Genomic DNA, 26,373 nt, shown 5'->3' on the forward strand with positions numbered 1-26,373 from the left:
GCTGCTCCCGCCCGGTCCGTCTCCACCTGCGGCGACGGCGCGGGTGCGGCGGTCCGGGCGGTGGCCGGACGACGGCCGGCGCGGTGGCCGGGCGCGGTGGCCGGGCGCGGTGGTCAGACCCCCCGTTTGCGGCCGAGGTACGCGACGCGCAGGGTGCGCTGATCGTGCAGCAGCCGGAAGTGCAGTCGGCCGGGCTTGGGCAGGAACTCACAGTGCCAGTCGAAGAGTTCGTCGCGTCCGTCGTCGGGGAACCAGCACAGTTTCCGGCGGGACTGGAACTCGGTGCGCACGTCGGACTTCCACTCGGGCGCGATGGGCCGGACGGCCGGGTCCCAGGCGGAGACGGCCTCTTCCAGTTCGGCGAGGCGTTCGCGCACCGGCCCGACCCACACCTCGGCCAGGCCCAGGAGGTCGCCCTCGACACGCGGCAGGAACTGCAGGCGGGGGAAGAGGCGGGCCCGTTCCCTCCACAGTTCGGCGCCGGTGCGTACGGCGTCCAGTCCGCCTCTGCGGACCGCGTCCGCGCCTTCCTTGATCCAGGCCCGGTGCGTCTCGTAGTGGTCGGGCAGGGACAGGTGCGGGACGCGGACCTCACTGACCGCCGAGCCGTCCCCGGCGCCCTCCTCCTCGACCAGCTGCTCCCGCTCCAGGGTGAGGTGGTCGGCGGCCCAGCGGGGTTCCACCGGCAGCGAGACCCCTAATCCCTTCATGAGGTGGGCCGCGCCCAGGCCTTCCACCGTCAGGCCGTCGTGGCGGTACTCGATGTCGTAGTAGCCCTCGCCGTCGGGGAAGGCCGCCCGGTGCGGGTATTTGGTCTGCATCTGGAGCATGAGTTTCCAGGTGTCCCGGTTGCGCGGGTCGCCGTGCCACTTGCCGATGGGGTGGCCCTGGGCGAGCTGGAGTCCGGTGACCGGTTCCCGCGCGATCAGGACGGTGCCGGGCTTGTCGGTCCGCCAGACCTTCAGGACGGCGGCGGCGAAGTCCGTCATGGCCCGGTCGGCCCTGCCCGGATCGCACGCCGACTCGCAGGATCTCTCGTTCAGAAACAGTTGTGGCACGTCTCCCCCTCCACCGTCACCCCTGCACCGTTCCTCCCCCGCACCGTGGTGTGCGGGCCGCCGCCCGGCCGACGGACCGGGCAGCAGGTCAGTCGAGCAGCCTCTCCAGCGTGTTCTCCAGCTCGTCGAAGAAGCCCTCGGGCCACTGGTCGAGTCGTCCGTCCCGGTCGATGTGGGGGCTGACGATGTCGACGCCGGAGCCGTCGCGGTCGCCCCGGAAGTAGTGGAGTACGGCCCGCTCGGGCGCGAGCAGCCCCTGTTTCACGGCGAGCCGTACGCCGTTGAGGACGTGGTCGCTGTGCGTCTCGACGACCAGTTGCGCGCCCTGGGCGGCGGCGGACGCGGCGAGGATCGCCATCCGGGTCTGCCCGTGCGGGTGCAGGTGCGCCTCGGGGTTCTCCAGCAGGATGAGCGATCCGGGCCGGGCGGTCAGGCAGGCCACGACGATCGGCAGGGCGTAGGTGAGACCGAATCCGACGTTGGTGGGGCGGCGGCGGGGCCCGCGCGGGCCGGAGAAGCCGTACGACAGCCGCACCACGTCGGTGCCCTCGATGGCCGCGGCCTGGATGTCGACGCCGGGGCACAGCTCGCCGATCCAGGCGGCGGCCTGGGCGAGCAGTCCCCGGTCCCTGGTGCCGGGGTGCCGCAGTCGCTCGGGCACCCCGTCCCTGCCGTGATGGCGCAGGTAGTTGACGGTGTGCTCGCCGCGTACGCCGAGGAAGCCGCGCCCGATGGCGGTGTGGTGGTCGCGCGGGTAGAACTCGGCGGGCGAGATCCGGTCGGCGTGCAGGTACTGGAATCCGGCCGTGAAGTAGCCGGGGATGACGGCGGCCTCGCCGGGCGGCGGTGTGGTGCCCGCGTTGGTCAGCGGCAGGTCGGCGCTGACCAGCGGCAGCAGGTTCTGTTCCTTCTCGTACCCGACGGTCCAGGAGTACCGGTAGGGGCCCTCGCTGACGGCGAGGGTGATCTCGGGCTCGTCACCGGTGAAGTCCTCGTGCAGTACGTCCTGACCGGTGCCGAGGCCGACCAGTTCGCCGTTGAGCAGGAAGCCGGTGCCGGGTACCGCGCCGAGCTTCAGCTGCCCCTCCTGGGCCGCTTCGTCCGCCCGGTCGAGATCGCCGGCGGTGTACGACTGGTGCAGCAGGGCGAGGGCCTGTAAGACGCTGCTCTTGCCCGACGAGTTCAGTCCGGTCAGCAGGGTGAGCGGGCCGAGCGGCAGATCCACGTGCTGGAAGGCCTTGAAGTTCGTCAGCGCCAGCCGGTCGATCATCCCCACCATCTCCCCCGGAAGAGCTCGCCCATCATGTCGAACCGGGTCCGCACCTTCTTCGGATCGCCGGTGGCGACCGAGATGGAGCGGTCGAAGTCCCAGTCCTTCATCAACCCGAAGAACCCCTTGAGCACATTGTCACGCGACGCTACCAAAAGATCACGCCTGTGATCGTCGAGTATGGCCAGATTGACCGCGACGGCCTCGAACAGGGCCTTGTTGATCGGAGACTTGGCCCTGTTACCGTGCCACTTCCGGAAAGCGTGGTCGCCGAAGAGGTCCGACGCACAGCGCATCGCGGCCCTGAACTCGATGGCCAGCAGCTCCCGTTGCTCCGGGGTCAGCCGGTTGATCTTGTGCATGGCGTCGACGAGGAACTGGTCGAAGTCCCGTTCGGCGTGCTCGGCCGGGTCGCTCATGCGGAACGCCATGAACCTCAGGACCATCTCCCGGTCCGCCATCCGCTCGTTCGACACGCTCTCGCCGGTCGCGGTCAGGAAGGCCGGGTCCTCCGCGAGATCGGCGAGGTAGTTGCGCGCCGATCCGCCGATCATGGCGTGCCGGATCTCCTGCGGCTTCAGCGGCATACCGCCGGTGTTGATCCGGGAGAACACATTGAACTTGACCGTCTCCGGGGTCCCCTGCTGGATGATGTGCACCACGAGCTGCGTCTCGCGCAGCCGGATCTTGAGCCGCCCGGACAGGTCGGCGTACCCGCAGCCGTGGAACTGCTTGAGGTAGTCCAGCCCCCGCAGCGTCAGCGGAGGCATGCCGACGGTCTCCGGCGCCATGAACCGGGCGATCGCCGTCAGCCGCTGGATGCCGTCCACGACCGCCCAGTTGTCGTCCTCGTCCTGCGCCATGTGGAAGGACGAGATCGGGATGCGCAGCAGCAGTGACTCGATGAGGCTGCTCTGCTGGACGTCGCTCCAGATGCCGGCCCGGCGCTGGAAGTCCGGCGCCAGGTCGATCATGCCCTCCCGCAGCCGCGACAGCAGGAGGTCGACGGTGGTGGACTGGGTGTCGATCTTGATGCTCTCGGGCCGGAAAGGCGCCGAGATCGAGTCCGGCGCGTCCTCGGTGCCGGACTCGTCGGCGGGTTCCTCCAGTTCGACACCCGTCGGCCGGCCGTCGTCACCGACCTCGACCGGCGCGTACTCGGAGAAGATCCCGGCCAGCTCGACTTCCTCCGCCGGTTCGAGCGGCAGATACCGCTGGTACCTGCTTTCCCGCTCTCCCCCACTGATCCGCCTGCTACCGCTGTCCTCCAGGCCCGCCATGACTCCCCGTCGCCGCCCTCGTCCGTGACCGCGCACACACGGTGCGTCCGCGATCAGCCAACCCTATAGACGGCGGGCTGTGGCGTCAGTGCGGCAGGTCCGGTTGGGCGCGGACGGTCTCGTCGACCGACACCCGTCGAGAAGTCGCCGCGCACTCGGAACCGGTTGCCGAAACGGCCGCAGCCCGGTGATCGCCCGGGCCGTCTCGCTTCGATGGGGCCGCCGCCATGAGTACGGCGGGTCCGCGACCGGGGCCAGTGGTCACGGACGTCGACAACGCCAACGGCTCGATGGCCGTCGCCCACCGGTTCACCGACGTGCGCGATACCGCGGGACGGACACCCGCGCCCCGAGCGGGACACACCGTCCAAAAGCATGAGCACTTTGGCTACAACTGCCCTCATGCCGCTCGTTTGAGCACTCACGTGACACTTGCCCGCCAGGTGCTCACACTTTGAGCCGCGTCCGGTATACGGAGGCGAGGCCCACCCACCCGGGCTATGTGTTCACCCGTGCGTCGCCCCGTGCCGCGTCACCGACGTGGCGCCGTTGGTACCGGCCGGGCCCTTGGGGCATCCCGGGGGCGAGGACGCGCCCACGCATTACCGGACAGTTCAGCGAGGTGACGCCGCCTCAGATGGTCGGGGTGTCGTCAACGGCCGGCTTGTGAACCTCGACGACCGGCTTCCGCCCCGCGGGGAACTCGATGAATTCCGCACGGGTGGGGTAGGTGTCGGTCGCGCGACGGTCACGCTTGGGGCTGTCGCTTCCCTTGCGCCCCCGGGGAATCTGCTCCTCGAAGATGTCGACCTTCACATCGGGAACCTCTTTGAGGCCCTGGCGCCAGATCTGCACTATGTCGGCGCCGAACGCCTGCCGGGCCGCAGCGTAAAGGGCCGTGAGGGCCCCCTTGTCCGCACCAGGGACGAAAAGTGTCAGGTCCAGCACGACACCGGCGGACTGGAGGACCTCGATGGTCACCGAGCCGCTCTCGTCGGCCAAGTAGATCCCGGCTTCGTCCTCGCTGTCGGGAAGGCAGGAGACCTCTTCCTTGAATATGGTTCTCGCCGTGATCGAGCCGCCCTCGAAATCCTCACCGGACTCGGTCAGGAAAGCAGGGACATAGCAGTCGGGAAGCTTGAGTTCTGCCGTGTCGGCGGAAACGAAGACCCTGTCCTTCACGCCGAGCTTCATCACCTCTTCCAGCGAGAGGCGGCGAGCGGCGATCTTCTCCGTGTTCACGATTTCCCTTTCAGGTTGCACTGTCCCTCCGAACAAGGACGCTACCACGAAACCTTGAGGTCAACTGCCCAGCAATCTCAGGGTAAATGGCCTCCGATGACCCGCACGGGAGGATACCGAAGCGAGTACCGCTCGGCCGGGACACGCATCCGCCAATCAGTATCCCTCGTCATGATGTTGGGGATCAACTGGCGGTTGCATTTCGGTGCGTCGAGTAGCACGGAGGAACCAGAAGAAAGCTTACGGTAGATATCACCCATATCGCCTCCGCGGAGGTGGCTGCGAGGTAAGGCGAACCATTCATCGTGCATCTCGAAGAGCGAAGCAGAAACCAACAGGATGGTCCGGCAACGCAACAACGGAGACCCCCACCGGCGGCTTCCGAATGGAGCGCGAACCGGAAGTCGCGTACTGCCGGGCTCTCTTCGGTCAGGACTTCGGCGTAGTCGGCTGACGCCCGGTCACTGATGTCTCGTCATGTCGGGCGGGGTGGGGAGTTGCTGGAGTTTGGCTGAGTACGAGTGTGTTCTGGTGTGGATGAGTGAGCTTCTTCAGCGTTGCCGCTCCAGCGTGAGGATGGCCTTGGCGATTGACGTCATGCGGTTGGGGCTGCATCGGGACCTGCGGAAGATCCGCCAGGACTTCAGGCGGGCGACGCCGCGTTCGACCGGTGCCCGCGCTGCGGCCAGGGCCCGGTTGACGGTCCTCTCGGTGGGAGTGAGTTCCTGCAGGGGCCTGCGTTTGATGCCCGTGGTCAGCCAGGGACCGCCGCCCTGGTAGGCGAGATCGGCCAGGAGGGGGACACCCTGGCGCTCGCAGATGCGGATGATCCTGTGGGTGCGGGCGGCGGTCAGGTCGTGAGCCCGGCCCGGCAGCGCGGGTGAGAGCCACAGCAGCCGGCCGTCCGGATCGGTGACCACCTGCACGTTCACCCCGTGCCGGCGGTGCTTGTGGGAGTAGTCCGCGCGTGCGTCGCCGATGCGGTCGCACTCGGCGAGGGTGCCATCCAGCAGGACGAAGTCCGGGTCGGCCTCGCGCAGGACCTTCAGCAGACCGGGCCCGCGTTCGGCGAGCAGGTGGATGACCGTGCTGGTGTAGGCGTGGGCGGTGGACTCGCTGATTCCGAACCCGGCAGCGATCTTCGCCAGGGTGACGTGTTCGCGCAGGTACACCAGTGCCACCATCGCGCGCTGGGACGGGCGTAGCTTGCAGCGCCGGTCGCCCTCACGGGTGACGATGAGCATGGTGACCCACTCCACGAGTGGGTGGGGCAGGTCGAGTGCGGCAGGATGGATGACCAACGAGGCCCCCGAGCAACGTGATGGAGACGTCAGACATCTCGATCAACAGCTCGGGGGCCTCGCTCGTTGCGCTTCACGGCCCATCACCCGATCGGTGGCCAACTCGAAGAAGCTCAGTGAACGCACCCCACCTCGTTGCCCTGGTCCGGGCTGGCGCCCGCTTCGAGCGCGGCCGGCTCGTCGAACGCACGGAAACCCTCGCAGCATGAACAACCTCGACCGATCCACGGCACCTGCCCGACAATTCCCCCTGCTGGACTCCCTCAACAGACAGGTGGGCAACCGTGGGCGAATCGCACCCGCTCCTGACGTTCTTCATGGCCGCCGCCGACGGTTGCTTCCCGCCGATCGACGGCCGGGTGACGGTGTTACCGCCCCTGGCCGGAGGACTCGAGTGCTCGGTCGCCTTCACCGGCCACGCCGTCATCGCCACCGCCCTGACCAGCCAGGCCGTACACGCCCAAGGACCGGATGGCTTCGGTGCGTCGCTCTCGCCGGACTTCCTGCGCCACCTGGCCGGCCCGAAGGGTTGGGTCGACGTCACCGACGCGACACTCACGGCCCGCGGTACGGGCGGCCTGCCGCGCCTGGCAGAGCTGGCCGATGCGGATGACCATCCACGCGTCCGCCATGCCAGGGAGCTGCGGACGAACGTCAAGGTCTACGGTGACGAACGCGGCCTCATTACCCTGGCCGACGGCCTCGCCGGGCGGCGGGAGCTGAGTATCGAACTCCACAACGTCCAGGACGGCAGCCAAGGACACGGACGGTCGCTCCTTGCCGATGCCCTTTCCCTGGTTCCGGAAGCCGACCCAGTCTTCGCTGCCGTTTCCCCCGGCAACGCCCGCTCCCTACGCGCCTTCCTCGCCTGCGGGTTCACACCCATAGGCAGCGAGGTTCTGCTGCGTCCCGAACGGGGATAGCCAGGCGCGCCGACATGGGCAGAATCTCAAACCGCTCGCCTCTACCAACGATGCTGAGTAGGCCCGGGGCGCGGTTCCGGGATTACTCCCGGCCCGTTTCCCCGGACCTCTCGCCGAACCCGCCGTGCGCCTCTCAACGCAACGGGCTCTCCACGGTCTCTGCCGTCAGGCCTGTTCGAGGGATGGGAACGGAGTTGGGATCTTCAGGCCGCGACGGCGATACCGGGTGACCGGGACCGCCGCGATCGGGCGTCGTTGTGCCTTGCCCGCAGTGATCGGCAGCCAGTGTCCGTCCGGGGTTGTGAGATTCCGGCGGACATCACGCCACTTCCAGCGGAACCGGTGCATCAGCATCCGGACCAACCGCCACCACGTGAAGCTGTCCAGCATGCTGAACACGTTCTTCGCAATGGCGTGCTTGAAGTAGTGAGCCCATCCGTGCATGATCATGTTGAGGCGATCGAGCACGTACTCCAGGTCCATCTGAGACATCCTGTGGGTCAGTGCACGGATCTTCGCTTTGACCGAGCGAATCGGCCGGGCGGCGATGAACGTGTACACGTACCACTTGTCCGTACCCCGCTTGCGGCGCCGCTGGATGCGGAACCCCAGGAAGTCGAACCCCTCATCCATGTGCACGATCTGGGTCTTGGCTGGTGACAGCCGCAACCCCATCGGTGCCAGCACCCGCGCGACCTCCTCGCACAACGCCTGCGCGTCCTCACCGGTGCCGTGGACCAGCACGACGAAATCGTCGGCATAGCGCACGATTCTCCAGTTCGGCTCTCCGTTGGCGCGGCGCTTGGTCCGTCGCGCGCTGGTGGACATCAATCCTCCTGGCTTCCACGGCCCGTGCAGGTGCTCATCGAGTACCGACAAGGCGATGTTGGCCAACAGGGGACTGATGATCCCGCCTTGCGGGGTGCCAGTGTGGGTGTCCCGCTGTTCCCCGAGCTCCGTGAGGACCCCGGCCTTCAGGAACGCCTTCACCAGCGCCAGCACACGCTTGTCCTTGATCCTGGTCCGGACCCGGTCCATCAAGGCCGTGTGATCGATCTCGTCGAAACACGCCTGGATGTCGGCATCCAAGACCCACCGGTATCCCTTGGAACCGAAGAATTGGATCTCGGCAATTGCGTCCTGCGCCCGCCGCTTGGGCCGGAACCCGAAGGAGACCGGCTCGAAGTCGGCCTCGAAGATGGGCTCCAGCACCAGCTTGAGTGCCGCCTGCACGACACGGTCGGCGATCACCGGGATGCCGAGCCGTCGGAGCTTCCCGGACCCGCCAAGTTTCGGGATCATCCGTTCCCGCACCGGCAGGGGACGGAACGAGCCGTCCTTCACCGACAACCGCAAATCGTCCAGGAACTCGGGCACACCGGAGTCTTCCACCATGCGCACGGTCATCCCGTCCACGCCTGGCGTATTCGCACCCTGGTTGCCCGCGACCCGGTCGTACGCCACCTTGAACGTCGCCGGGTCATACACGAGGTTGAACAGGTCGTCGAACGCGCGGCCCGAATCGGCCGCAGCCCAACGGTGAAGCTTGGCCTGCATCCACGCTACCTCGGCCCCCGGCCCACGCGGGCCGCCGCCGAGAGCGTCGCTGTTCAGCGGCGCGTCTTGCGTCATTGCACCCTCCAGTCCTTCTCGAAACCGCTGCCGCCCTTCCCCATGCGCCGGGCTTTCCCCGGCTCGGAGTACTACGGCGGCTCCGCCCCATCCGCGCCCTTCGGCTGTCGGTGCGCCTATCCCGATCCCCGCGCCGGCTGCGCGGACTGCGGGACAAGACACGGATGGTTCCCGCGTTCACTGCGTTCCGCTCAGCGAAGGAGGAGCCCGACTATGTCCCGGCAGTATCGCCACAGGTACGCCGCAGTCCTTCCCTATGGCCTCCCCGCCCGGCTCATGGACGCCTACGGGAAGTTCCCTCAGCAACAGCAAGCCTCGGGACGCACTGCAACCAGCCCAGATCCACCAGGTTTTGAGCTGGAGTCAAGGTCAAGGACGTAACAACGCCGGTTCCTCGCGTACTCCTCTTCGCCCTCGCTCCCCGGACCCACGCCATCTGGCAGTGCTGACGCACTCCGGGTTTGTCAGGGCTGCTCCCACCCTCCCCGGCACCACCCGGATCAGGCTGCCCTCAGCTTCGCTACCCTGCTGCGACAGGGCAACGGTGCAGGTCTCTCACCTCCACACGGGACACAGCGCCTCGCGGCGCAACCACAGCTTTTGACAATTACTCGCGCGTTCCTCGCCGGAGCGCGATCCCCTCACACGATCACAACGACTACGCCGAAGCCCTGGGGTCCGGACCGGCAGGAGGGCCGCCGGCCGATCGCGCGGGCGTCAGCGCGGCAGATCCAGTTCGGCGCGGACAGTCTTGCCTACCGGCAGCCGGTCCAGAACCTCCCACCGGTCGGCGAGCGCCTCGACGAGGAGCAGGCCCCGGCCTCCAACGGCGCAGGCGTCCGGGGCGGCGATCTCCCCGGGGTGGGGCGGGCGGCGTTCGCCCCGGGTGTCGGAGACGTCGATGCGGAGGACGCGGGCGGAGTGGGCGTCGGCCTCCGCCCCGAGGCCGGGGGCCTCGCGTAAGGCCGCCGCTCCGCACAGCGTGAGCCGGAGCTCGAAGTCGCGGCCCGGTACGCGGCCGTGCGTGACGGCGTTCGCGCCCAGCTCGGCGACGATCAGGGCGGCGGCGTCGGATACGGCGGATCCGTAGGGGTAGCCCCAGCTGTCCAGCCGGTACAGCGCGAGCTGTCGCGCGAGTCGGGCGCCCAGCGGGGTGGAGCTGAACCGCTGGGTGAACATACGTACGGTAACCGGCGTGCTGTGGGGGACGGTTGGCGTCATGGCCCCAATGTGGCGGGCTCCGGGCGCCGTTCACCAGGTCAGCGGCTCCTACGCGGGATCAGCGTACGGGTTCACGGGATGGACAGTAGGAGTGACCGTGCGTGACCATGGAGTGGTTGGCGGGGTTGGCAGGGCACGGGTGGACGGAGGGCCTGACATGACGACGGACGGCAACGGTATGGGTGGGGCGGGTGCCCCTGGGTGCGGCGGTGGTGAGCCGGAGGTGTCGGACAGCCTGAAGACGTTCGGCGAGGTCGTCAAGGCCTTCCGGAAACGGGCGGGCCTGACACAGGAACAGTTCGCCCCGAGGGTGCAGTACTCGGTGCCGACGGTGGCCTCGATCGAACAGGGCCGGCGTTTCCCGCCGTCCGACTTCGTCAAGCGGGCGGAGGAGGTGCTGGACGCGTTCGGGGCGCTGCGGGGGGCGGCTCGGCATCTGTCGCGGCAACCAGGGCTGGCGAGTTGGTTCCGGCAGTGGGCTCGACTGGAGGAGGAGGCGGTGAGCCTCTACACCTACGAGTGCCGTCTGGTGCCGGGGCTGTTGCAGACGGAGGCGTATGCGCGCACGCTGTTCGTGAACCGACTGCCTCCCCTGGGTGACGACCAGATCGACGTCCAGTGGGCGGCGCGGGCGGAACGGCAACGGTTGCTGCGGGAGCGGCCGAACACTGCGTTCAGCTTCATCCTGGAGGAGCACTTGTTCTTGCGGCTGACGGGTGGGGGCGAAGTGACCCGAGGGCTCGTGGACCATGTGCTGGCGCTTGTCAAGCAGCGCAATGTTGAGGTTCAGGTGATGCCCCTGACTCAAGGAGCACACGCTGGCCTGGCAGGACCGATGCAGTTGATGGAAACTGCAGAGAACCGGTGGTTCGCCTACAACGAGGGCCAACGCGGGGGTCTGTTCGTCTCCGAGCCAAAGGAGGTCAGCATCCTCCAGATGCGGTATGCCAGGATGCGCTCACAGGCTCTCTCCCTCAATGATTCCGTGGGCCTGTTGCAGCGGATGCGAGGATCGCTATGAATGAGATCGAACTGGCTTGGTTTAAAAGCAGTTACAGCAGCAGCGGCGACGGAGACTGCGTCGAGGTCGCACTGTCTTGGCACAAGTCCAGCTACAGCAGCGGCGGATCTGGCGACTGCGTGGAGGTGGCATCCTGCCCGGACACCGTCCATATCCGGGACTCCAAGGTGCGACAAGGCTCTCAACTCGCCCTCACCTCGGCAGCCTGGACCGCCTTCCTCTCGTACGCGACCCACGCTTGACTGCTCCCGTACGGACGAGCGCCCCGCTCCGGACCACCCGGAACGGGGTGCTTCCACTTACGAGCCCGGGTCCCACTCCCCCTTGTCGACCGCTCCCTGAAGCCGCTTCGAGAAGTAGGCGTGGGCGGTCCGCATCTCCTGCTCCCGATCAGCCTTGTAGAAGGGGGCGGCGTAACCGTCGGGGGGCGTAGACCGCTCGCCCTTCTGGTAGGCGAGAAGGTGCTGGTAGTGCTCCTTGGTTTGTCCAAATCCGTACGTGTGTCGGACCCCTGCGATCTTGCGTTCGTTCGCGTCGAACCAAGTGACGGCGTCGAAGTCCTGCATGATTGGGAAGCGTGACTTGTACATGGCCACCAAAGCGTCAGCGCTCACACCAAGCCACACCGCGACAAGGGCGTCCATTTCTACGAGAGCCGCCCGCCTCGCCCGTTCAGTTCGAAGAGGGGTTCGCCGTTCCCAGACGGGACCGACTTCATGAAGTGGCTGCAAGTTCGGCCACTCCACCGCCCACGGTTCATATCCGGGCCATGAGGGGTCATACAACTCACCCCACAAATCCGCATAAGCAGACGTAAGACAGTTGAGCCTCAACGATCGCAGGAGTAGCGCTGACGCAAGAGGGTGACCGACCTCGGGTGCAGGCATCCTTCGCGCCGGAGCCTTCTTGAGGTGCCCGACCCCAGTGGTCCGCAGCAGGTAGTCAACGGGAAGACCTGCCCAGAAGCCGGCCGTCAGCGCTGTCAATCGGCTGTCCCGTACCGCAGCACTGTGCACGAGGTCGATATGGGCAGCGTGCGGGGGAAGCAGCGCGACATACAAGCTGCGCTCAGTATCGGGAGCAATCATCTCCCGCCACGCCACCCGATAGAACTCCGTGTACGGCCGCCGCAACAGCTCTACCAACTGCCCCTCAACCTCTTCCTCCGTAACCTCCCCCGGGGCAATCCCACGAGCTTCGACGACAGCGAGTCGCGCCTTCGACACCTCGCGCTCCGAGGCTTTTAGCTGACCCAATGCCCGACTGTCGATCCACTTGTCCTGTTTAGCACGGTAGACGGCTTCCTCAGCCACGTAGACATACTCGGACTCAGGCACCGCATCATCCGCGAGTACCATCGGGTTGAGGCCCAAAACCTCACCCCCGCCTTGGCTCGGCTGCTTGAACATCGGGTTGGCCAAACCGAGTTGCGGCCCTCGAAGGATTACCTCCGACCAGTCCCCCGGCTGAGGCAGCACACCATGCTCATCAGGCCTACTGTACCCGATAAGCCCGATATCCTTGGCGGTCTTCTCGTTGTAACCACTACTGATCTGCGGGGTGAAGTCCGCGAGGCGCAGCGGATAGTCCGCCAGGGCCTCGATCGCGTCCGCCTCGGCTGTACTCACCGGCGAAAGAAGTCGAGTTTGCCGTACCGGCTGATTCTCATCCCCAGTTAGGCGTTGCCAACGCGCCAACGTGTCTTCGTCCACCTGGACGATCCTCTTACGGTGCGGCCGTTCGTCCCACTTGCCACCGTACTTGACACCTGGATCAGGGGCTGTGCCATCATCCTGCTCCGATAGCCTTAGCGCGTCCACGGAGACCAACCATGACAAGTGGTCGAAGCGAATTTCCCCTTTTTCTCCGTAGATGTGCACCCCGAAATGACTGGCATGCCCGACTGGCGGCGGAAAGAAGCGATTACCCTGGTTCATGAAGTCGGCGTGAACCCGCAACCTTGTATACGCCGCTTCACGCAGCCGCGCTTCGCCGTCACCACTGAAGTGTGACCCGGGGTGTACGAGACCCACTGTTCCGCTTCGAGCCATGTGGGCCCACGTTGCGCACATGAAGGACCGGTAGAGATTCGGCCGTGTCTCCGCGACCAATGGGTAGGTCACCCAGTTACTCAGGTACTCAGCCGTCCCGGTTGTCGCAACCAGATCGTGCAGGTATGAGGTAAGGAAACCGGACCGCGATAGCACGTCAGCTTTCCGCTCACGCCATTGGAGCACCGACGGTTTCTGCGAAAGTTGAAACCACGGATCGAACTCAGCAAGTGCCAAGCCCTCATCCCAGTCCGGCCTCACCCAAGGCGGATTCCCCACCTGAAGGTCGAACCCCCCGCTGCTCCCCCGAAAAACATGCGCGAAGTGCAGTTCCCAGTGGAAGAACCCGTGTCCGTCCTCCGTCTTGATGTCCTTCTCCGTCGAACCGGCGATGTCCTCGACCACCGGCAGCCACGGGAACCGTGTCGGCAGGTTGAGGACGCGGTCCATGCCCAGCGTGCCGTCCAGTGTGCGCTCGTACGCCTCCAGCAGGGGCAGCGCCTCGTCGACGGGGAGGTCGTCCAGGCCGTCGAGGAAGGAGCCGTCGCCGGGGTCGTCGCGGCCGAGCACGGCCTCCAGGAAGTCCAGCCAGTCGGCGAACGTCTTCAGGGGGATGACCGGGCGCCACGGGTCCTCCGCGATCTGCGCCTTGCGGCCCCCGCCGGTGCTGCGCCCCTTCGACCGGAGGCCCGCCTCGTTGGCGTCACCGTCGGCGGCGGCCAGCTCCGCGAAGTCGCCCTGCTCGCCGGTCGGGCTGTCGAAGAGCCCGGCGGCCTGCCAGGCGAGGTCTCCGGGCGCCGGCCCGCTCGGCTCGGGCGCGGCGGCCGGAACCGCCGATGCGAACCCTGTATCGGTGTCGGCGTCGGCACCGGCGTCCTCCGACATCAGCGCCGCCACGTCCACCGCCCGGACGACCCCGCCGCCCGGCCCGTACTCCGGCGCCGTGCCGTCCAGCGCGGACACCTGGTCCAGCGGCCAGAACCACAGCGCGCACCAGGCGTCCATGACGGTCTTCAGCCGCCAGTACGGCGTGCCGGCCACCGTCAGGTCGTCCAACACGCGCTGCTTGTCCGACGCCTCGTCGGACGGTTCCAGCCAGTCCGCCTCCCAGACGTCGATGCGCCGGGAGACCCTCCGCTCGGACAGTTCCAGCCGCTTGGCGACCAGGCTCCACAGGAACTCGGCGCGGTGGGCGACGCGTTGGAGCCGCCGCAGCTCGGTCTTGGATCCGGCCGCGAGCCAGGTGTTGTAGCGCTTCTGCCGCTTCTCCTCGGGCTCGTTCTCCCGTTCCTTGAACGGATTGGGGGCCTTCGGGGCCTTCAGGATGCCCCGGCGCCACGCACCCAGGGCCTTCGCCTGCTCCTCGGCCAGCTTCTTCGCCTCGGACTCCCCCGCGACCGCGCCCCAGCCCACCGCGGGGAGGAGGAAGTGGTGGACGGCTCCGTCCGGCAGGTCGCCGTCGCGGAAGGGGAGGTCGGTGGGCGGGAGCGGGGCCGTCTTCGACAGCCAGGGCCCGTCCGCCAGGACATCGGCGCCGTACACCTTCCGCCCCGCCCCGATCAGCGAGTTGCCCCGCCGCAGGTGCAGCCCGAACCAGGGCGCCCGCATGCCGGGGTGCATGGAGTTGAGCCACAGGGACACCTCCGCCAGCTCCACGGCCGTGGCGTTGAGGTCGACGCCGTACGCGTTGTGCAGGGCGACGTACGCCTTGACCTTCTGGAGTTCGATGTGCCGCTGCTCCGGGTCGACGCGCCGGCCCAGTTCCCGCTCCCGGCGCCGCAGGTACTCCGCCGCCACCTGGTCGATCGCCTCGTTGAGGAACGCGCCGGAGCCGAGGGCGGGTTCGCAGATCCGCCACTGGAGGAGTTCGCGCGCCTCGGTGGTCGTGCCGTCCTGGTCGAGGCGGTGCTTGAGCGCCAGCTCGACCGTCACCTCGGTCAGCGACTTCGGCGTGTAGTAGGACGCCGAAGTCTGCCGGTCGCGGCCCGCCAGACGGTAGACGAACGTGCCCTGGGGGTGGGTCACCCGGACCGGCCGGCCGGTCTCCTCGTGGGGCCGCTCGACGAACACCTCGTCGGGATAGTCGTGCACGCGGGAGGCGGGGATCATCCAGCTGCCGCCGGACGCGTCGCCGTTCTTGGCGACCTCGTACAGGTCCTCCTCCGCGATGAAACCGGAGTAGGACATCAACCCCTCGTAGACGGCGCCGAGCTGGTTGATGCCGAGTTGGGCGTAAGAGATGAATCCGCCGCGTTCGCGCCCCTTGCCCTTGGTGAGCATGAGGCGGCGCAGCACCTTGTGCAGGGTCTCGTTGCGCAGCCGGGTGTCGAGGAACTCGGGGACGTCCGGGTCACCCTCGCCGCCGTCGTCGCCGTCGCCCTCGTACAGCGGGTTCTCCAGGCGGCCGGCCGAGATGAGCCGTACCGCGTCCTCCTTGAAGAGTTCCGAGCGCAGCGGCTCGAAGCGCAGGCCCACGTCGGCACTGCGGGCGGCGGCGCGGCGGGAGCGGTCGGCCTCGCGGACCAGGTCGTCGTGGACGGCGCGGGTGATCTCACCGGCGGCGAGGCGGCGGGCGGCGTCCCGTTCGGTCTCGGTGGCGGCGCGGTCGGCCTCCTGGGCGAGGACGTCCTCGTCCTCGGAGCCGTAGGGGCGGTGGCCCTTCTCGACGTTGCGGAAGAGGAGGTCGAGGGACTCGTAGAGGTGGAAGCCCTGCCGCGAGCGTTCCCCGACGAGGTCGCGGACGACGATGTCGCCGAGGCGCTGGAGGCCGTAGCCGCGCCCGTACTCGGGATAGCCGGAGGGCAGGATGCCGAGTGCGGGCTGGGCCTCGGCGTACAGGAGGAACAGGATGCGGTAGAGGTAGCGCAGGGACTCGCGGGTGAGTTCCTTGGCCAGCCGCTTGGGGTCGTCGAGCCGGGAGACGGGGACGCCCTGCTCGCGCAGGCGGGCCAGGACCTCGTCGGCGATCCATTCGACGGACAGCCGCAGGCCCTCGCGCAGTTCGGTGGAGACGCCGACGGCGTGCTTGCCGGACTTGTCGACGAAGGCGGCGAGCGGCGCGGTGCCGCCCTCCTCGGGCACGCGCAGCGAGTCCGCGCCGAACAGGGCGGCGATGGTGTCGAGTTCGCCGCCGTTTCGGTCGTCGCGGCGGTTGAGGGCGTCGTCCAGGCCGACGGCGAGGTAGCGGCCCTCGTGCCAGGCCATCCGGTCGGCCAGGACGACCACGCCGCCCGCCAGCAGCAGGACGTGGCGCGGGGGTTCCTCGCACTCGAAGAGGAAGTCGGTGACGGCCTTGGCGTCCCGGAGCCGGCCGGACGCCTCCAGGGTCACCGGGTGGAGCAGGCGTCCGGCGCCGTCCGGGTCGAGGGCGGCGTCCGGTTCGGCGGTCCAGCCGCAGGAGAGGGCGATCACGCCGGGTTCGGCGTGCACGGCCCGCACGGCGTAGTCGTGCCCGGAGCGGTGCACGGTGACGGTCTGCTCGTGGGCGTCCGTGTAGCCGAGCGCGCGCAGGGTGGCGAGGTGGAGTTCGGTGAGGCGCTTGCCCCAGTCGGCGGGGACGGGCGCGTCCGGCACGCTGAGCGCCTCGGCGTCCTGTGCGAAGTCCGCGCGGCCCGCGAAGTAGGGGCCGTGCAGGGCGCGCAGGCCCTCGCGGGGGGTGTGGGCGCGGGGCGGGACGGTGGCCGGGTCGTCTCCGGCGGCCTTCGCCCGTGTCACCGCCTCCGCGTGGGCGCGGCGGGCGGTCTCCTCGGCGGCGGCCCAGCGGGCGAGGAGGCCGTCCTTGGCCTTCAGGTCCTTGGGCAGCACCTCGGCGAGGTAGTGCGCCGAGAGGTAGTCGCCGTGGTTGACGAGGGAGTCGTAGGTCACGTCAGTCCTCCGCCGGGTCGGCCGGGTCGGTGGTCGCATCGCCGGAGCTGTCACCGGACTTGTCGTCGGGGCCGTCGTCGGGCGCGGGCCTGTCCAGGACGGCGAGGACCCGCAGCAGGGGCCTGCCGAAGGTGCTCAACTGGTCGAGTAGATGGGCCTGTTCGTTGGCGGTGGCCTCGATCTGCTGCTCCCGGCGGGCGGTCGCGCCGGGCAGTGCGTCGGCCCGCCACTCCGTGAGGCGCTCGCGGTACTCGGCCAGCGGGCCGCGGATCTGCTCGGCCCACTCGTCCTCGTACTTCTCCAGGTACGCGCGGGCGGTCTCCACCGCCGCCGGGACCAGCTCCTGGAGGCGGGCGAGGTCGCGGGGCTCGCCGGTCCGGGCGAGGCCGGGGCCCACCCGCGCTTCGGCGAGGGCCTCGGTCATGGGCCGGACCGGTGCGCCGGGCTCCGCCGGGACGGCCATCCACCGGACGACGGTGGGCCGGCCGAGGGCGTTGGAGCAGATGCCCTGGATGAGGAAGGTGGGCTCGGCGACGTACGGGGAGGTGATGACGGGGGCTTCCTGCCGGCCGAACTGCACCAGCACCTTGTCGGTGAGCCACTCCACCACCGGGTGGATGTCGCTGAGGAACGACACGGCCGGCCACATGGTGTCCGTGGCCTCCCGGGCCTCGGTCAGCTTGTCCTGTGCCAGGTCGCGGTCGAAGGTGAGGATCATGCGCTCGGCCACCCCCTGCTCCTTCAGGTAGGAGGGGGGCAGGGCCTTGAGGCGGCGCAGCAGGTCGGGGGCCTTCTCCGGGGAGAGCGACAGGGAGCGGCGGCGCTGGGCGTCCTCGGCGCGGGACAGCCCGAGGGCGTCCTCGGCCCGGTCCTCGAACAGCTCGGCGAGCGCGGTGTCGACGAACGCCGGCAGGTCCCCGCCGAACAGGGAGGGCACCTCCGCGCGCCGCGGCGGCTCCTCCTCGGTGATCGTGTCGACCTGGCCGAAGAGGTCGGCGAGGTCGGTGTCCCCGGCGGCGGGCGCCGCGTCGAGGAAGTCCTCGACCGTGCCGCCCTCGACCAGCTCCTTGATGAGCCGCCGCTCCTCCTCGTCGGCCCGGTAGTAGCCGGTCTCCGCCTCGGCGGTGCCGTTCAGCTTGTGGGCCTCCTCCTCCCGGGTCAGCAGCTTTTCGGCGACGGTCCGGTCGTCCTTCGCGCCGGGCACGGCGGAGGTGAGGATCAGGGCCCGGAACCGGGGCTCGTACCGCTGCCCGTACCGGTCGATGCGGCCGTTGCGCTGCTCGATGCGGATCAGCGACCAGGGGATGTCGTAGTGGATGAGGTGGTGGCACTGGCGGTGCAGGTTGACGCCCTCGGAGGCGACGTCACCGGTGAACAGCAGCCGCACCGGGTCACCGGCCAGGCCGAACGCCTCCCGGCACAGCCGCTGCTCCTCCTCGCTGAGACCGCCGTGCATGACGCGTACGGCCTTGACGGCGCCGTCCCGGTCGGCCCGGAAGCCCAGCCGGGCGGGCACGACACGGGCCAGCCACTTCAAGGTGTCGACCCGCTCGGAGAAGACGACCACCCGGGTGGCGCTGCGCGGGCCGACACCGATCTCCTCCAGCTGCTCGACGAGCGCGTCCAGCTTGGCCGAGTCGCCCGGCCCGGTGCCGTCGCCCATGGAGGCGGTCAGCTCACGGAGCCGGGCCAGGGCCCGCTGCTCGGGGCCGATCGCCGGATCGGGGCGCCTGCCCTCCTTCTCGGCGTCCCGCACCTTCTTGCCGAGGGCCGTGACGCGCCGGTCGACGGTCTCGGCGAGCGCCTTGTGCGAGGACAGGAAGGTCTTCAGCAGGTTGTACGCGAAGAGGGGGTCCGTGGCCACCGACGTACGGTCCGCCTCCGCCGTGCCGAACTCGGCGGAGGCGGGCGGAGCGGGCAGCCAGTGCTCGGTGAGCTCCGCGAAGATCCGCTCCTCCGCCTCGTTCGCGGCGCAGTGCAGCGAACGGGTGGGCCCGCGGTCCGCCCACTCGGCGCCGATGCCGTTGCGGACCTCGGGACTGATCTTCGTCCGTCTGATGAACAGGTGGCCGAGGTCCTCGGCCGGGTCGTAGTGGTCCGGGTCGGCGATGGCGGCCGGGTCGAGCAGGCTGATCAGGTCGGCGAAGGAGCGCTTGTCGCCGTTGTGCGGGGTGGCGCTCGCCAGCAGCAGGGCGTCCGTGCGCGGAGCCAGGGTCTCGGCGAGGGCGCGGCGCTGGCTGCCCTGGTTGATGAGGTTGTGACTCTCGTCGATGACCACGGCGTCCCACTGGATGCGCTCCAGGTGGTGCCGGTACTGGCCGATGTTCTTGAGAGTGTCCACGGAGATGATCACGCGCTTGTAGTGCGTGAACGGGTTGCGGCCGGCCGGGATCTCCCGCTGGATGCGCTGGATTCCCAGCGAGTCGAGCCGTACCAGGGGGATCGAGAAGCGGGTCCACAGCTCGTGCTGGAACTGTTCGAGCACGCTCTGCGGGGTGACGACGAGGATGCGCTCGCCCCTGCCGCGCCGGATCAGCTCGGCCAGGGTGAGCCCGATCTCCAGCGTCTTGCCGAGCCCGACGACATCGGCGATCAGGATGCGGGGGCGCAGGTTGCGCAGAGAGAGGGCGAGTTCCGCCGGGCGCTGCTGGTAGGGCAGCGGGTCCAGCAGGAAGCGGTCCGCGAGGGCAAGACCGCGTTCCGACTGAGGGAGGGGGGTGCGGCGGAGGACCGCTTCGAGGAAGAGGCGGGCGCGGCGGAAGTAGGACGACGTGTCGCTGACCAGCCGCGTCTTCTCCGGGTCGAGGAGGTCGACCCGGTCGATGCCGCTGAAGAAGACGGCCTCCTCGTCGCGGACGAACTCCGAGACGCCGATCGCCTCGATCCGCTCGCCGTCAGCGGGATGCCCCGCCCTGACCGCGGTCCTGACCAGCCACTCCTCGTCCCGTACGAGAATCTGGGCGCCTGGCGGATACCGGGTCTCCCCCTGCTGTGCCACCGGTTGTCCTTCCTGGGTCCTGCCGTCCCCGGGTCGTGCCGTTCCGGGCTCTGCCGCCGCCGGGTCCTGCCGTCGGCCGGCCGCGGGCGCGCCGCACGCGTCGCCGCCCCGGCGCCGCAAGTGTTTCACGCGACGCGCCCGCCTCACACGGGGCGGTCACTGTCCGTGGAGAGGAGTTCGCCGCTGCTCCCCGGTCCGTGCCGGTCGTCAGAAACGGGCGTCGCTCGCGTACGCGGCCCGCAGCCGCTCGGCGATCCGCAACGGCGCGGAGAGACGGACACCGGGACGCACGCTGCCCGTACGGGGCTCCGCGGCGGGCGGCGGCTCGGGCGGCCGACCGTGCCCGGCCGCTCCGCCGGACCCGGGACCGCCGGCGGGAGCGGGTTCGAAGCGGTCGTCGTCGCCGGGACCGAAGCCGTGCGGACCGCCGGAACCCCGCTCCCCCGCCCCGCTTTCGAGGGCTTCCTCCTCGTCGCCCGAACCGGTGCCGCCGGGGAGGCCACGCTCGTACCCCGACACCTCCTCGCCCGTGTCGTCCTCGCGCGCCGCCACGTCGACGACGGTCGGTGTGTAACCGGTCCGGCCCTCCGCACGCTCCTCCGCCACAGGCGGGAACGACGCCTCGGGCACCTCGATGACGGGGGTCCGCTCCGTGAGCCGGCGCTTGGCCTGTCCCGCGCTCACACCCTGATGTGCGAAAACCTCCACGAGCCGGCCCGTGACCTGGCCCAGGGTCGGCCGCTCGGCGGGGTCGAGCGCCAGCATCCCGTTGATCAGCGGCGCCAGCTCCGCCGGGAGCCCGGAGAGGTCCGGCGCCACCTGCGGATCCTCGATGTTCAGGGCCACGGCCTGCCAACTGTTCCCGCCGTAGGGGAAGTGACCGGTCGCGGCGTACAGCAGGACGGCCCCCAGCGCGTACACGTCGGCGGACCGGTCCAGCCGGTGTTCGCCCCGTGCCTGCTCGGGCGGCATGCACAGCACCGAGCCGACCACGACGCCGGTGGCGGTCAGGGTGGAGCGTCGTTCCGCGAGCACGGCCAGACCGAAGTCGATCACCTTGGGTCCGTACGCGGAGAGCAGGATGTTCTGCGGCTTGAGGTCCCGGTGCAGCAGTCCGGCCTCGTGCACCGTGCCGAGCCCCTCGGCCAGCAGGGCCCCCAGGCTGGCCGTCTCGACGAGCGGCAGCACGCCGTGCTCCGCGACGAAGGCCAGCAGATCCGGCCCCGGCACGAACTCGACGGCGAGCCAAGGCCGTTCGGCCTGGGCGTCCGCCGAGACGAAGGGGGCGACGAAGGGGCCGTACACCGTCTTGAGACTGTCCACTTCCAGCAGGAACCGGGCCCGGCCGTCCTCGTCGAGCACCGACGGCTTGATGACCTTGACCGCGACCTGGAGCCCGGCGGGCGACTCACCGAGGTACACCTGCCCCATGCCGCCCGAACCGAGCCGGCACAGCAACCGGTAGCCGCCGATGCTCACCGGGTCGTCGTCCTTCAGTGGCTCCATGGCCGCGCTCTTCCCCCTTGTTCCCGCTCGGCCGGCCGACTGCTCCCGCTTCGGTCGGGAACGCACCGGACGCGCAGCGGAAGTCTAAGCGAACGGCCGACCTCCGCGGGCTCGCCGTACTTCCCGTCCCTCCCTCCAAGGATTCCCTGAACCACACCTCCCGCGGGTGGGCCACGTCTCGCCATACACACGGCATGACGGCCGTGTGGCGCCCCGGATCAGTAAGGTGCTGATCCGTTCATGGGATGGGAACATGAGTGCCCCCGCCAGACGTCGCCCACTGCGACGGCACGAAGCAGGCACGGGCAGGCACGGGTCAGAGATCACCGAGGAACTTCGGCAGGTCCGCACGGCCGCTGCCGCCGACGCGGCCCCAAGCGCGGTGCCGCGTGAACTCGCGACACACCGGGGAGAGACCCGCTCGACGACGATGCCCCGGCGGCCCGCCTCGACCGGTATGCGGGATGCCCTGGCACGGGCACGGGTGAACGGCCTCCGCCCGCCGCCCCGCTCGCCGGCCACCAGGAGCAGCAGGCGCCGGCGGCCGGCCACCGAAACACGCCCGTCACCCCGCCCCCGCCCGCGCTCCCGCCGACGTCACAGGAACCGTCGTACGGGCAGGACGGCCTTCTCGCGTGCCCGCTGCAGCAGCGACCGTCTCCCCCATCGTCCTTCCCGGATCGGCTCGCTGACTGCCGTGTCCTCGTCGAAGTGGGCGTCGAGGGTGGCGGTGAACTCCTCGTCGAGGACGGCCAGCATGATCTCCTCGTCGTGCTCGAGGGAACGGCGATTGAAGTTGGTCGACCCGATGAGCGCGGCCGTCGCGTCCACGGTGATGACCTTCGCGTGCATCATCGTCGGCTGGTACTGGTAGATCTTCACGCCGCAGGCCAGCAGGTCCTCGTAGAAATGCTGTCCGGCCAGTTGGCAGACCCGTTTGTCGGTGTACGGGCCGGGCAACAGGATCTCCACCTCCACACCGCGCCGCGACGCGTCGCACAGGAGCTCGATGAAGTAGGCGTCCGGGGAGAAGTAGGCGGTCGTGAGCCGGAACCGCTCCTCGGCCGACTCGATCATCACCTGGATCAGGGTCTGCATGTCCTGCCAGCCGAAGCCGGCCGAACCGCGCACCACCTGCACCACCGCGTTGCCTTGGGGCCGGTGTTCGGTGAACCGGTCACGGGCGTCGAAGAGTTCGCCGCAGCACTCGGCCCAGCTCTGTGCGAACGCCGCGGCGACACCGTCCACCGCCGGGCCCCGCACCTCGACGTGCGTGTCGCGCCACTCGTGCTCGTCGCGTGCGTCGCCGCACCATTCCTCGGCGATGCCCACCCCACCGGTGAACGCCACGCGCTCGTCCACGAGCAGCGCCTTGCGGTGGCAGCGATGGTTCTGCTTGAGCGGTGAGAGCGCCACCGGCTGCCGGAACCAGGCCACGCGCACACCGGCTTCGCGCATGTGCTCCAGCAGGTCCTTCTCGATCGTGCGGCTGCCGAACCCGTCCAGGAGCAGCCGGACCCGCACGCCGGCGCGGGCCCGCTCCGCCAGGGCCCGGGCGAACTGCCGGGCGATGTCGCCCTTCCAGTACACGAACGTCATCATGTCCACCGTGTGCTCGGCGGACCGCACGCTCTCCAGCATCGCGGGGAAGATCTCGTCGCCGTTGCGCAGGGCGACCAGGGAATTTCCCTCCGTCGCGGCGATGCCGATCAGCCGCTCCAGCCTGCGGCGCATTCGCAACGCGCGTTCACCGGCGGACCGGTCGGCGGACGCGGAGGGCGGGGAGGGCAGGGTGTGCTGTGACACGTCTTCGGGGCTCATCCATTCTCCGGCCGGCACACGAGGAAGCTCCGTACTGCCCGTCCTCGTCCGGCGGAGGTCGGCACAGCAGGGCGGACGGCGGCGGGCGGCACACCCCCTGGAGACGGTCACCGGGTCGGCCTTCCACTCGCCGAGCGAGCCCCGGGACCACGTATATCCCGCGCCGGTGAGGGCAAACGGCAGCTACGTCATAGCCCTTGGAGGTAATCGTGGCCATCGTCGGAATTGTCGCGCTCTGTGTCGTTCTCGCCGTCCTGGCATTCCTCCTGCCGCGTCTGTCCCGCGGGCCCGAACGCGGCACCCAGCGGGCCCTGGGCTTCGGCTCTCGCGCGGGAGGAAAGGCCCCCGGACCTCTGGGACGGCTGTTCAGCAAGCCGTTCCGCAGCAGTTCGAAGGCCGTGGGGCGCAGTGGTTCCGCCGGTCGCCGCGCGCGGGGCCGCCTGCCCTTCTGAACCCGGAGGCCCTCACGCACCGGGACGCCGTTGACACGTGCGGGCGCCGGTCCCGGCCCGCCCCGGTCACCGAACGACGCCCCGGCGCCCCACCGGCACGGCATCGCCGTGCTCTACCTCGGCCGCGTGGTCGAGGAGGGCGGGGCCGAGCAGGTGACCGGCGACTCCCGCCGCCCCTGCACCGAAACCCCGTTCTCCGCCACGCCCGGCCTGCTGGAACGTCCGGAGCACATCGTGCTGCACGGCCCCTGTGCCCTCGGCCACCGATCCGCCCTCAGGCTGCCTCTTCCGCACCCGCTGCTGGAAGGCGGACGCCGCGTGCACCACCGCTTTCCCCCGGTGGCCGACACGCCCGACGGCCATCGCCGGCACTGCGTACACCCGCAGCCCCCCGCCGAGGACGCCGTCGCGGCCGTCCCTGCCGGAAAACGCGGCAAGTGCCCCATAACAGCCGCCGGACGGTGCGCGGTCGGCCGTGTACCGTCCGGCGGTACCACCGACGGCGTCAAACGGGATCCGCGCACACCCCGAAAGAGTGGCGAACTGGAGTGCGTAACAAGCCTGTTGAGACGTAAGTTGTGGGGCAACACCCCCGCCGGCTGAACACGCCTGCCTCGGCTGAGAGACGGACCGTACCCATGAGCGACCCCGAGACGACGCCCGCAACCGCCGCACACCAGAAGATCGACACCTCGGTGCCGCATTCTGCCCGGATCTGGAACTACTGGCTGGGCGGCAAGGACAACTACCCCGTCGACGAGGAGGCCGGCGACGCGTACACCGGCGTCTTCCCCGGCATCGTGACCATCGCCCGCAGCAGCCGGGCCTTCCTGCAGCGCAACATCACCTATCTGGCCGCCGAGGCCGGCATCCGGCAGTTCCTGGACATCGGGACGGGCCTGCCGACCGCCGACAACACCCACGAGGTCGCCCAGCGCATAGCCCCGGAGAGCAGGATCGTCTACGTCGACAACGACCCGATGATCCTGGCGCACGCCCGCGCCCTGCTCTACTCCACTCCCGAGGGAGCGACCGCCTACGTCGACTCCAACGTGCTGGACCCGGAGCGCGTCCTGGCCGCCGCCACCGCGACACTGGACTTCTCCCGCCCCACCGCCCTCATCCTCAGCAACATCCTGGGCCACATCGCCGACCACGACGAGGCGCGCTCCATCGTGAAGCGGCTGATGGACGCGCTGCCGTCCGGCAGCTACCTGTCCATCAACGACGGTTCCCGGGGCTTCGACCCGGGGTTCGAGCAGGCCCAGGACGGCTACAACAAGAGCGGTGCCGTCCCGTACAACCTGCGGACCATCGAGGAGATCACCTCGTTCTTCGACGGCTTGGAGCTGCTGGAGCCCGGCGTCGTCTCGGTCACCCAGTGGCGTCCGGACGCCGACGCACCCGACGCGCGGATCATCGCCGAGCACGGCGGCCTCGCCCGCAAGCCGTGACGCCCTGACGGGGTCCGGGGTCGGGGTCACGGACCGTAGCGGCCCGTAACCCCAGCTCCGGCCCCGCGCGTACCGGCCCTCGCCCGCGCGCGGGCCCGGCGGGAACAGCACGACCCCCTCCGGTGTTCCCCGTGCGACGGGACGAAAGGCGGAGACGGTGCACGGTGAGTACAAGGTCCCCGGCGGCAAGCTGGTCGTCGTGGACGTCGAGGTGACGGACGGCGTCCTGCGGAACACACGGGTCGCGGGCGATTTCTTCCTCGAACCGGATGAGGCGCTGGACGCCGTGAACCACGCCCTGGACGGCGCCCCGGCGGACACGGACGCGGCCGGACTCGCCGCCCGGATCGACGCCGCGCTTCCCGAGGGGACCGTGATGTACGGGCTGACCTCGGCGGGCGTCGCCGTCGCGGTGCGCCGCGCGGTCGCCCGCGCCACCGACTGGTCGGACTACGACTGGCAGCTGATCCATGAGGGCCCGCAACACCCGGCGCTGCACATGGCGCTGGACGAGGTGCTGACGGCGGAGGTCGCCGCGGGCCGCCGTCCGCCCACGCTGCGGGTGTGGGAATGGGGCGGTCCCGCGGTGATCATCGGCAGTTTCCAGTCGCTGCGCAACGAGGTCGACCCCGAGGGGGCCGAGCGGCACGGCATCGAGGTGGTGCGCCGCATCTCCGGCGGCGGCGCGATGTTCGTCGAACCCGGCAACACCATCACGTACTCGCTGTCCGTGCCGGAAGCGCTGGTACAGGGCCTGTCCTTCCAGGACAGCTACGCCTACCTCGACGACTGGGTGCTCGGCGCCCTCGGCGACATGGGGATCAGGGCCTGGTACCAGCCACTGAACGACATCACCACCGACCAGGGCAAGATCGCCGGCGCCGCCCAGAAACGGATGGTCGGCCCGGACGGCGGCCCCGGCGCGGTGCTGCACCACGTCACGATGGCCTACGACATCGACGCCGACAAGATGCTCGACGTCCTGCGCATCGGCAAGGAGAAGATGTCCGACAAGGGCACCAGGAGCGCCAAGAAGCGCGTCGACCCGCTCCGCCGCCAGACCGGCCTGCCCCGCGAGACGGTCATCGAGAACATGATCGCCTCCTTCCGCGCCCGGTACGGCGTGTCCGCCGGCAAGGTGACCGGCCAGGAACTGGCCCGCGCCCGGGAGTTGGCGCGGACCAAGTTCACGACCCCTCAGTGGACCGCGCGCGTGCCCTGACCCGCCCGGTGCTCCCGACGGCCCGCTCCGCGCGCACCTGGCGACCGGCGCCGTGAC

17 protein-coding genes and 1 pseudogene are annotated in these 26,373 nt (G+C 69.4%); 7 read left to right on the forward strand and 11 right to left on the reverse strand.

Annotation, left to right across the window (positions count from 1 at the left end; translation table 11 throughout):
• Positions 1-113: 113 nt before the first annotated feature.
• The 5 genes from ACFYQA_RS14190 to ACFYQA_RS14210 form a co-directional block, all read right to left on the reverse strand.
• Complete coding sequence (locus tag ACFYQA_RS14190; protein WP_388916351.1) at positions 114-1,058, reverse strand: hypothetical protein; 945 nt, start codon at positions 1,056-1,058, stop codon at positions 114-116.
• A gap of 88 nt (positions 1,059-1,146) precedes the next feature.
• Positions 1,147-2,328, reverse strand: a complete 1,182-nt coding sequence (locus ACFYQA_RS14195) for a DUF3696 domain-containing protein (RefSeq protein WP_388218781.1) — start codon at positions 2,326-2,328, stop codon at positions 1,147-1,149.
• Positions 2,325-3,608 (reverse strand): DUF262 domain-containing protein, encoded by a 1,284-nt coding sequence (locus tag ACFYQA_RS14200; RefSeq protein ID WP_388916354.1) that lies wholly within the window; start codon positions 3,606-3,608, stop codon positions 2,325-2,327. The genes ACFYQA_RS14195 and ACFYQA_RS14200 overlap by 4 nt, the downstream gene beginning before the upstream one ends.
• 633 nt (positions 3,609-4,241) lie before the next feature.
• Positions 4,242-4,850, reverse strand: a complete 609-nt coding sequence (locus tag ACFYQA_RS14205) for a hypothetical protein (protein WP_388218776.1) — start codon at positions 4,848-4,850, stop codon at positions 4,242-4,244.
• A gap of 551 nt (positions 4,851-5,401) precedes the next feature.
• Positions 5,402-6,151 (reverse strand): transposase family protein, encoded by a 750-nt coding sequence (locus ACFYQA_RS14210; protein ID WP_388916358.1) that lies wholly within the window; start codon positions 6,149-6,151, stop codon positions 5,402-5,404.
• A gap of 284 nt (positions 6,152-6,435) precedes the next feature.
• Between ACFYQA_RS14210 and ACFYQA_RS14215 the strand changes: the two genes are divergently transcribed.
• On the forward strand, positions 6,436-7,074 hold the full coding sequence (locus ACFYQA_RS14215) for a hypothetical protein (protein ID WP_388916361.1): 639 nt from the start codon (positions 6,436-6,438) through the stop codon (positions 7,072-7,074).
• Between the two features lie 165 nt (positions 7,075-7,239).
• Here the strand turns inward: ACFYQA_RS14215 and ltrA are convergent, their stop codons facing one another.
• Positions 7,240-8,706, reverse strand: coding sequence for a group II intron reverse transcriptase/maturase (gene ltrA / locus ACFYQA_RS14220; protein ID WP_388219264.1), 1,467 nt, complete (start codon positions 8,704-8,706; stop codon positions 7,240-7,242).
• A 717-nt stretch (positions 8,707-9,423) separates the two neighbouring features.
• The gene (locus tag ACFYQA_RS14225) at positions 9,424-9,927 is read right to left on the reverse strand and encodes an ATP-binding protein (protein WP_388916364.1); all 504 of its coding nucleotides are present in this window, start codon (positions 9,925-9,927) and stop codon (positions 9,424-9,426) included.
• A 157-nt stretch (positions 9,928-10,084) separates the two neighbouring features.
• On the opposite strand from ACFYQA_RS14225, the gene ACFYQA_RS14230 reads away from it, so the two are divergent.
• Positions 10,085-10,948: a Scr1 family TA system antitoxin-like transcriptional regulator gene (locus tag ACFYQA_RS14230; protein ID WP_388916367.1), complete on the forward strand. Its 864-nt coding sequence runs from the start codon at positions 10,085-10,087 to the stop codon at positions 10,946-10,948.
• The gene (locus ACFYQA_RS14235; RefSeq protein WP_388916370.1) at positions 10,945-11,190 is read left to right on the forward strand and encodes a DUF397 domain-containing protein; all 246 of its coding nucleotides are present in this window, start codon (positions 10,945-10,947) and stop codon (positions 11,188-11,190) included. Before ACFYQA_RS14230 ends, ACFYQA_RS14235 begins: the two co-directional genes overlap by 4 nt.
• Positions 11,191-11,247: 57 nt before the next feature.
• Here ACFYQA_RS14235 and ACFYQA_RS14240 read toward each other — a convergent pair whose 3' ends face one another.
• The 4 genes from ACFYQA_RS14240 to ACFYQA_RS14255 form a co-directional block, all read right to left on the reverse strand.
• Positions 11,248-16,863, reverse strand: coding sequence for a hypothetical protein (locus tag ACFYQA_RS14240; RefSeq protein ID WP_388916372.1), 5,616 nt, complete (start codon positions 16,861-16,863; stop codon positions 11,248-11,250).
• Position 16,864: 1 nt separating this feature from the next.
• Positions 16,865-19,861, reverse strand: a complete 2,997-nt coding sequence (locus ACFYQA_RS14245; RefSeq protein ID WP_388916375.1) for an SNF2-related protein — start codon at positions 19,859-19,861, stop codon at positions 16,865-16,867.
• Between the two features lie 207 nt (positions 19,862-20,068).
• The gene (locus ACFYQA_RS14250; RefSeq protein WP_388916378.1) at positions 20,069-21,367 is read right to left on the reverse strand and encodes a serine/threonine-protein kinase; all 1,299 of its coding nucleotides are present in this window, start codon (positions 21,365-21,367) and stop codon (positions 20,069-20,071) included.
• A 597-nt stretch (positions 21,368-21,964) separates the two neighbouring features.
• A complete protein-coding gene (locus tag ACFYQA_RS14255; RefSeq protein ID WP_388916528.1) occupies positions 21,965-23,101 on the reverse strand; it encodes a phosphatidylserine/phosphatidylglycerophosphate/cardiolipin synthase family protein in 1,137 nt (378 codons plus the stop codon).
• 296 nt (positions 23,102-23,397) lie between these two features.
• On the opposite strand from ACFYQA_RS14255, the gene ACFYQA_RS14260 reads away from it, so the two are divergent.
• From ACFYQA_RS14260 to ACFYQA_RS14275, 4 genes and pseudogenes are all read left to right on the forward strand, one after another.
• Positions 23,398-23,640 (forward strand): DUF6411 family protein, encoded by a 243-nt coding sequence (locus ACFYQA_RS14260; RefSeq protein ID WP_388916381.1) that lies wholly within the window; start codon positions 23,398-23,400, stop codon positions 23,638-23,640.
• Positions 23,641-23,742: 102 nt separating this feature from the next.
• A pseudogene (locus tag ACFYQA_RS14265) lies at positions 23,743-24,036 on the forward strand (oligopeptide/dipeptide ABC transporter ATP-binding protein); the annotation flags it as partial.
• A gap of 242 nt (positions 24,037-24,278) precedes the next feature.
• Positions 24,279-25,094 (forward strand): SAM-dependent methyltransferase, encoded by an 816-nt coding sequence (locus ACFYQA_RS14270; protein ID WP_388916384.1) that lies wholly within the window; start codon positions 24,279-24,281, stop codon positions 25,092-25,094.
• A 157-nt stretch (positions 25,095-25,251) separates the two neighbouring features.
• A complete protein-coding gene (locus ACFYQA_RS14275; protein ID WP_388916387.1) occupies positions 25,252-26,316 on the forward strand; it encodes a biotin/lipoate A/B protein ligase family protein in 1,065 nt (354 codons plus the stop codon).
• Positions 26,317-26,373 lie beyond the last annotated feature (57 nt).

The organism is Streptomyces sp. NPDC005774 (genome assembly GCF_042871645.1).
Taxonomy (GTDB): Bacteria; Actinomycetota; Actinomycetes; order Streptomycetales; family Streptomycetaceae; genus Streptomyces; species Streptomyces pratens.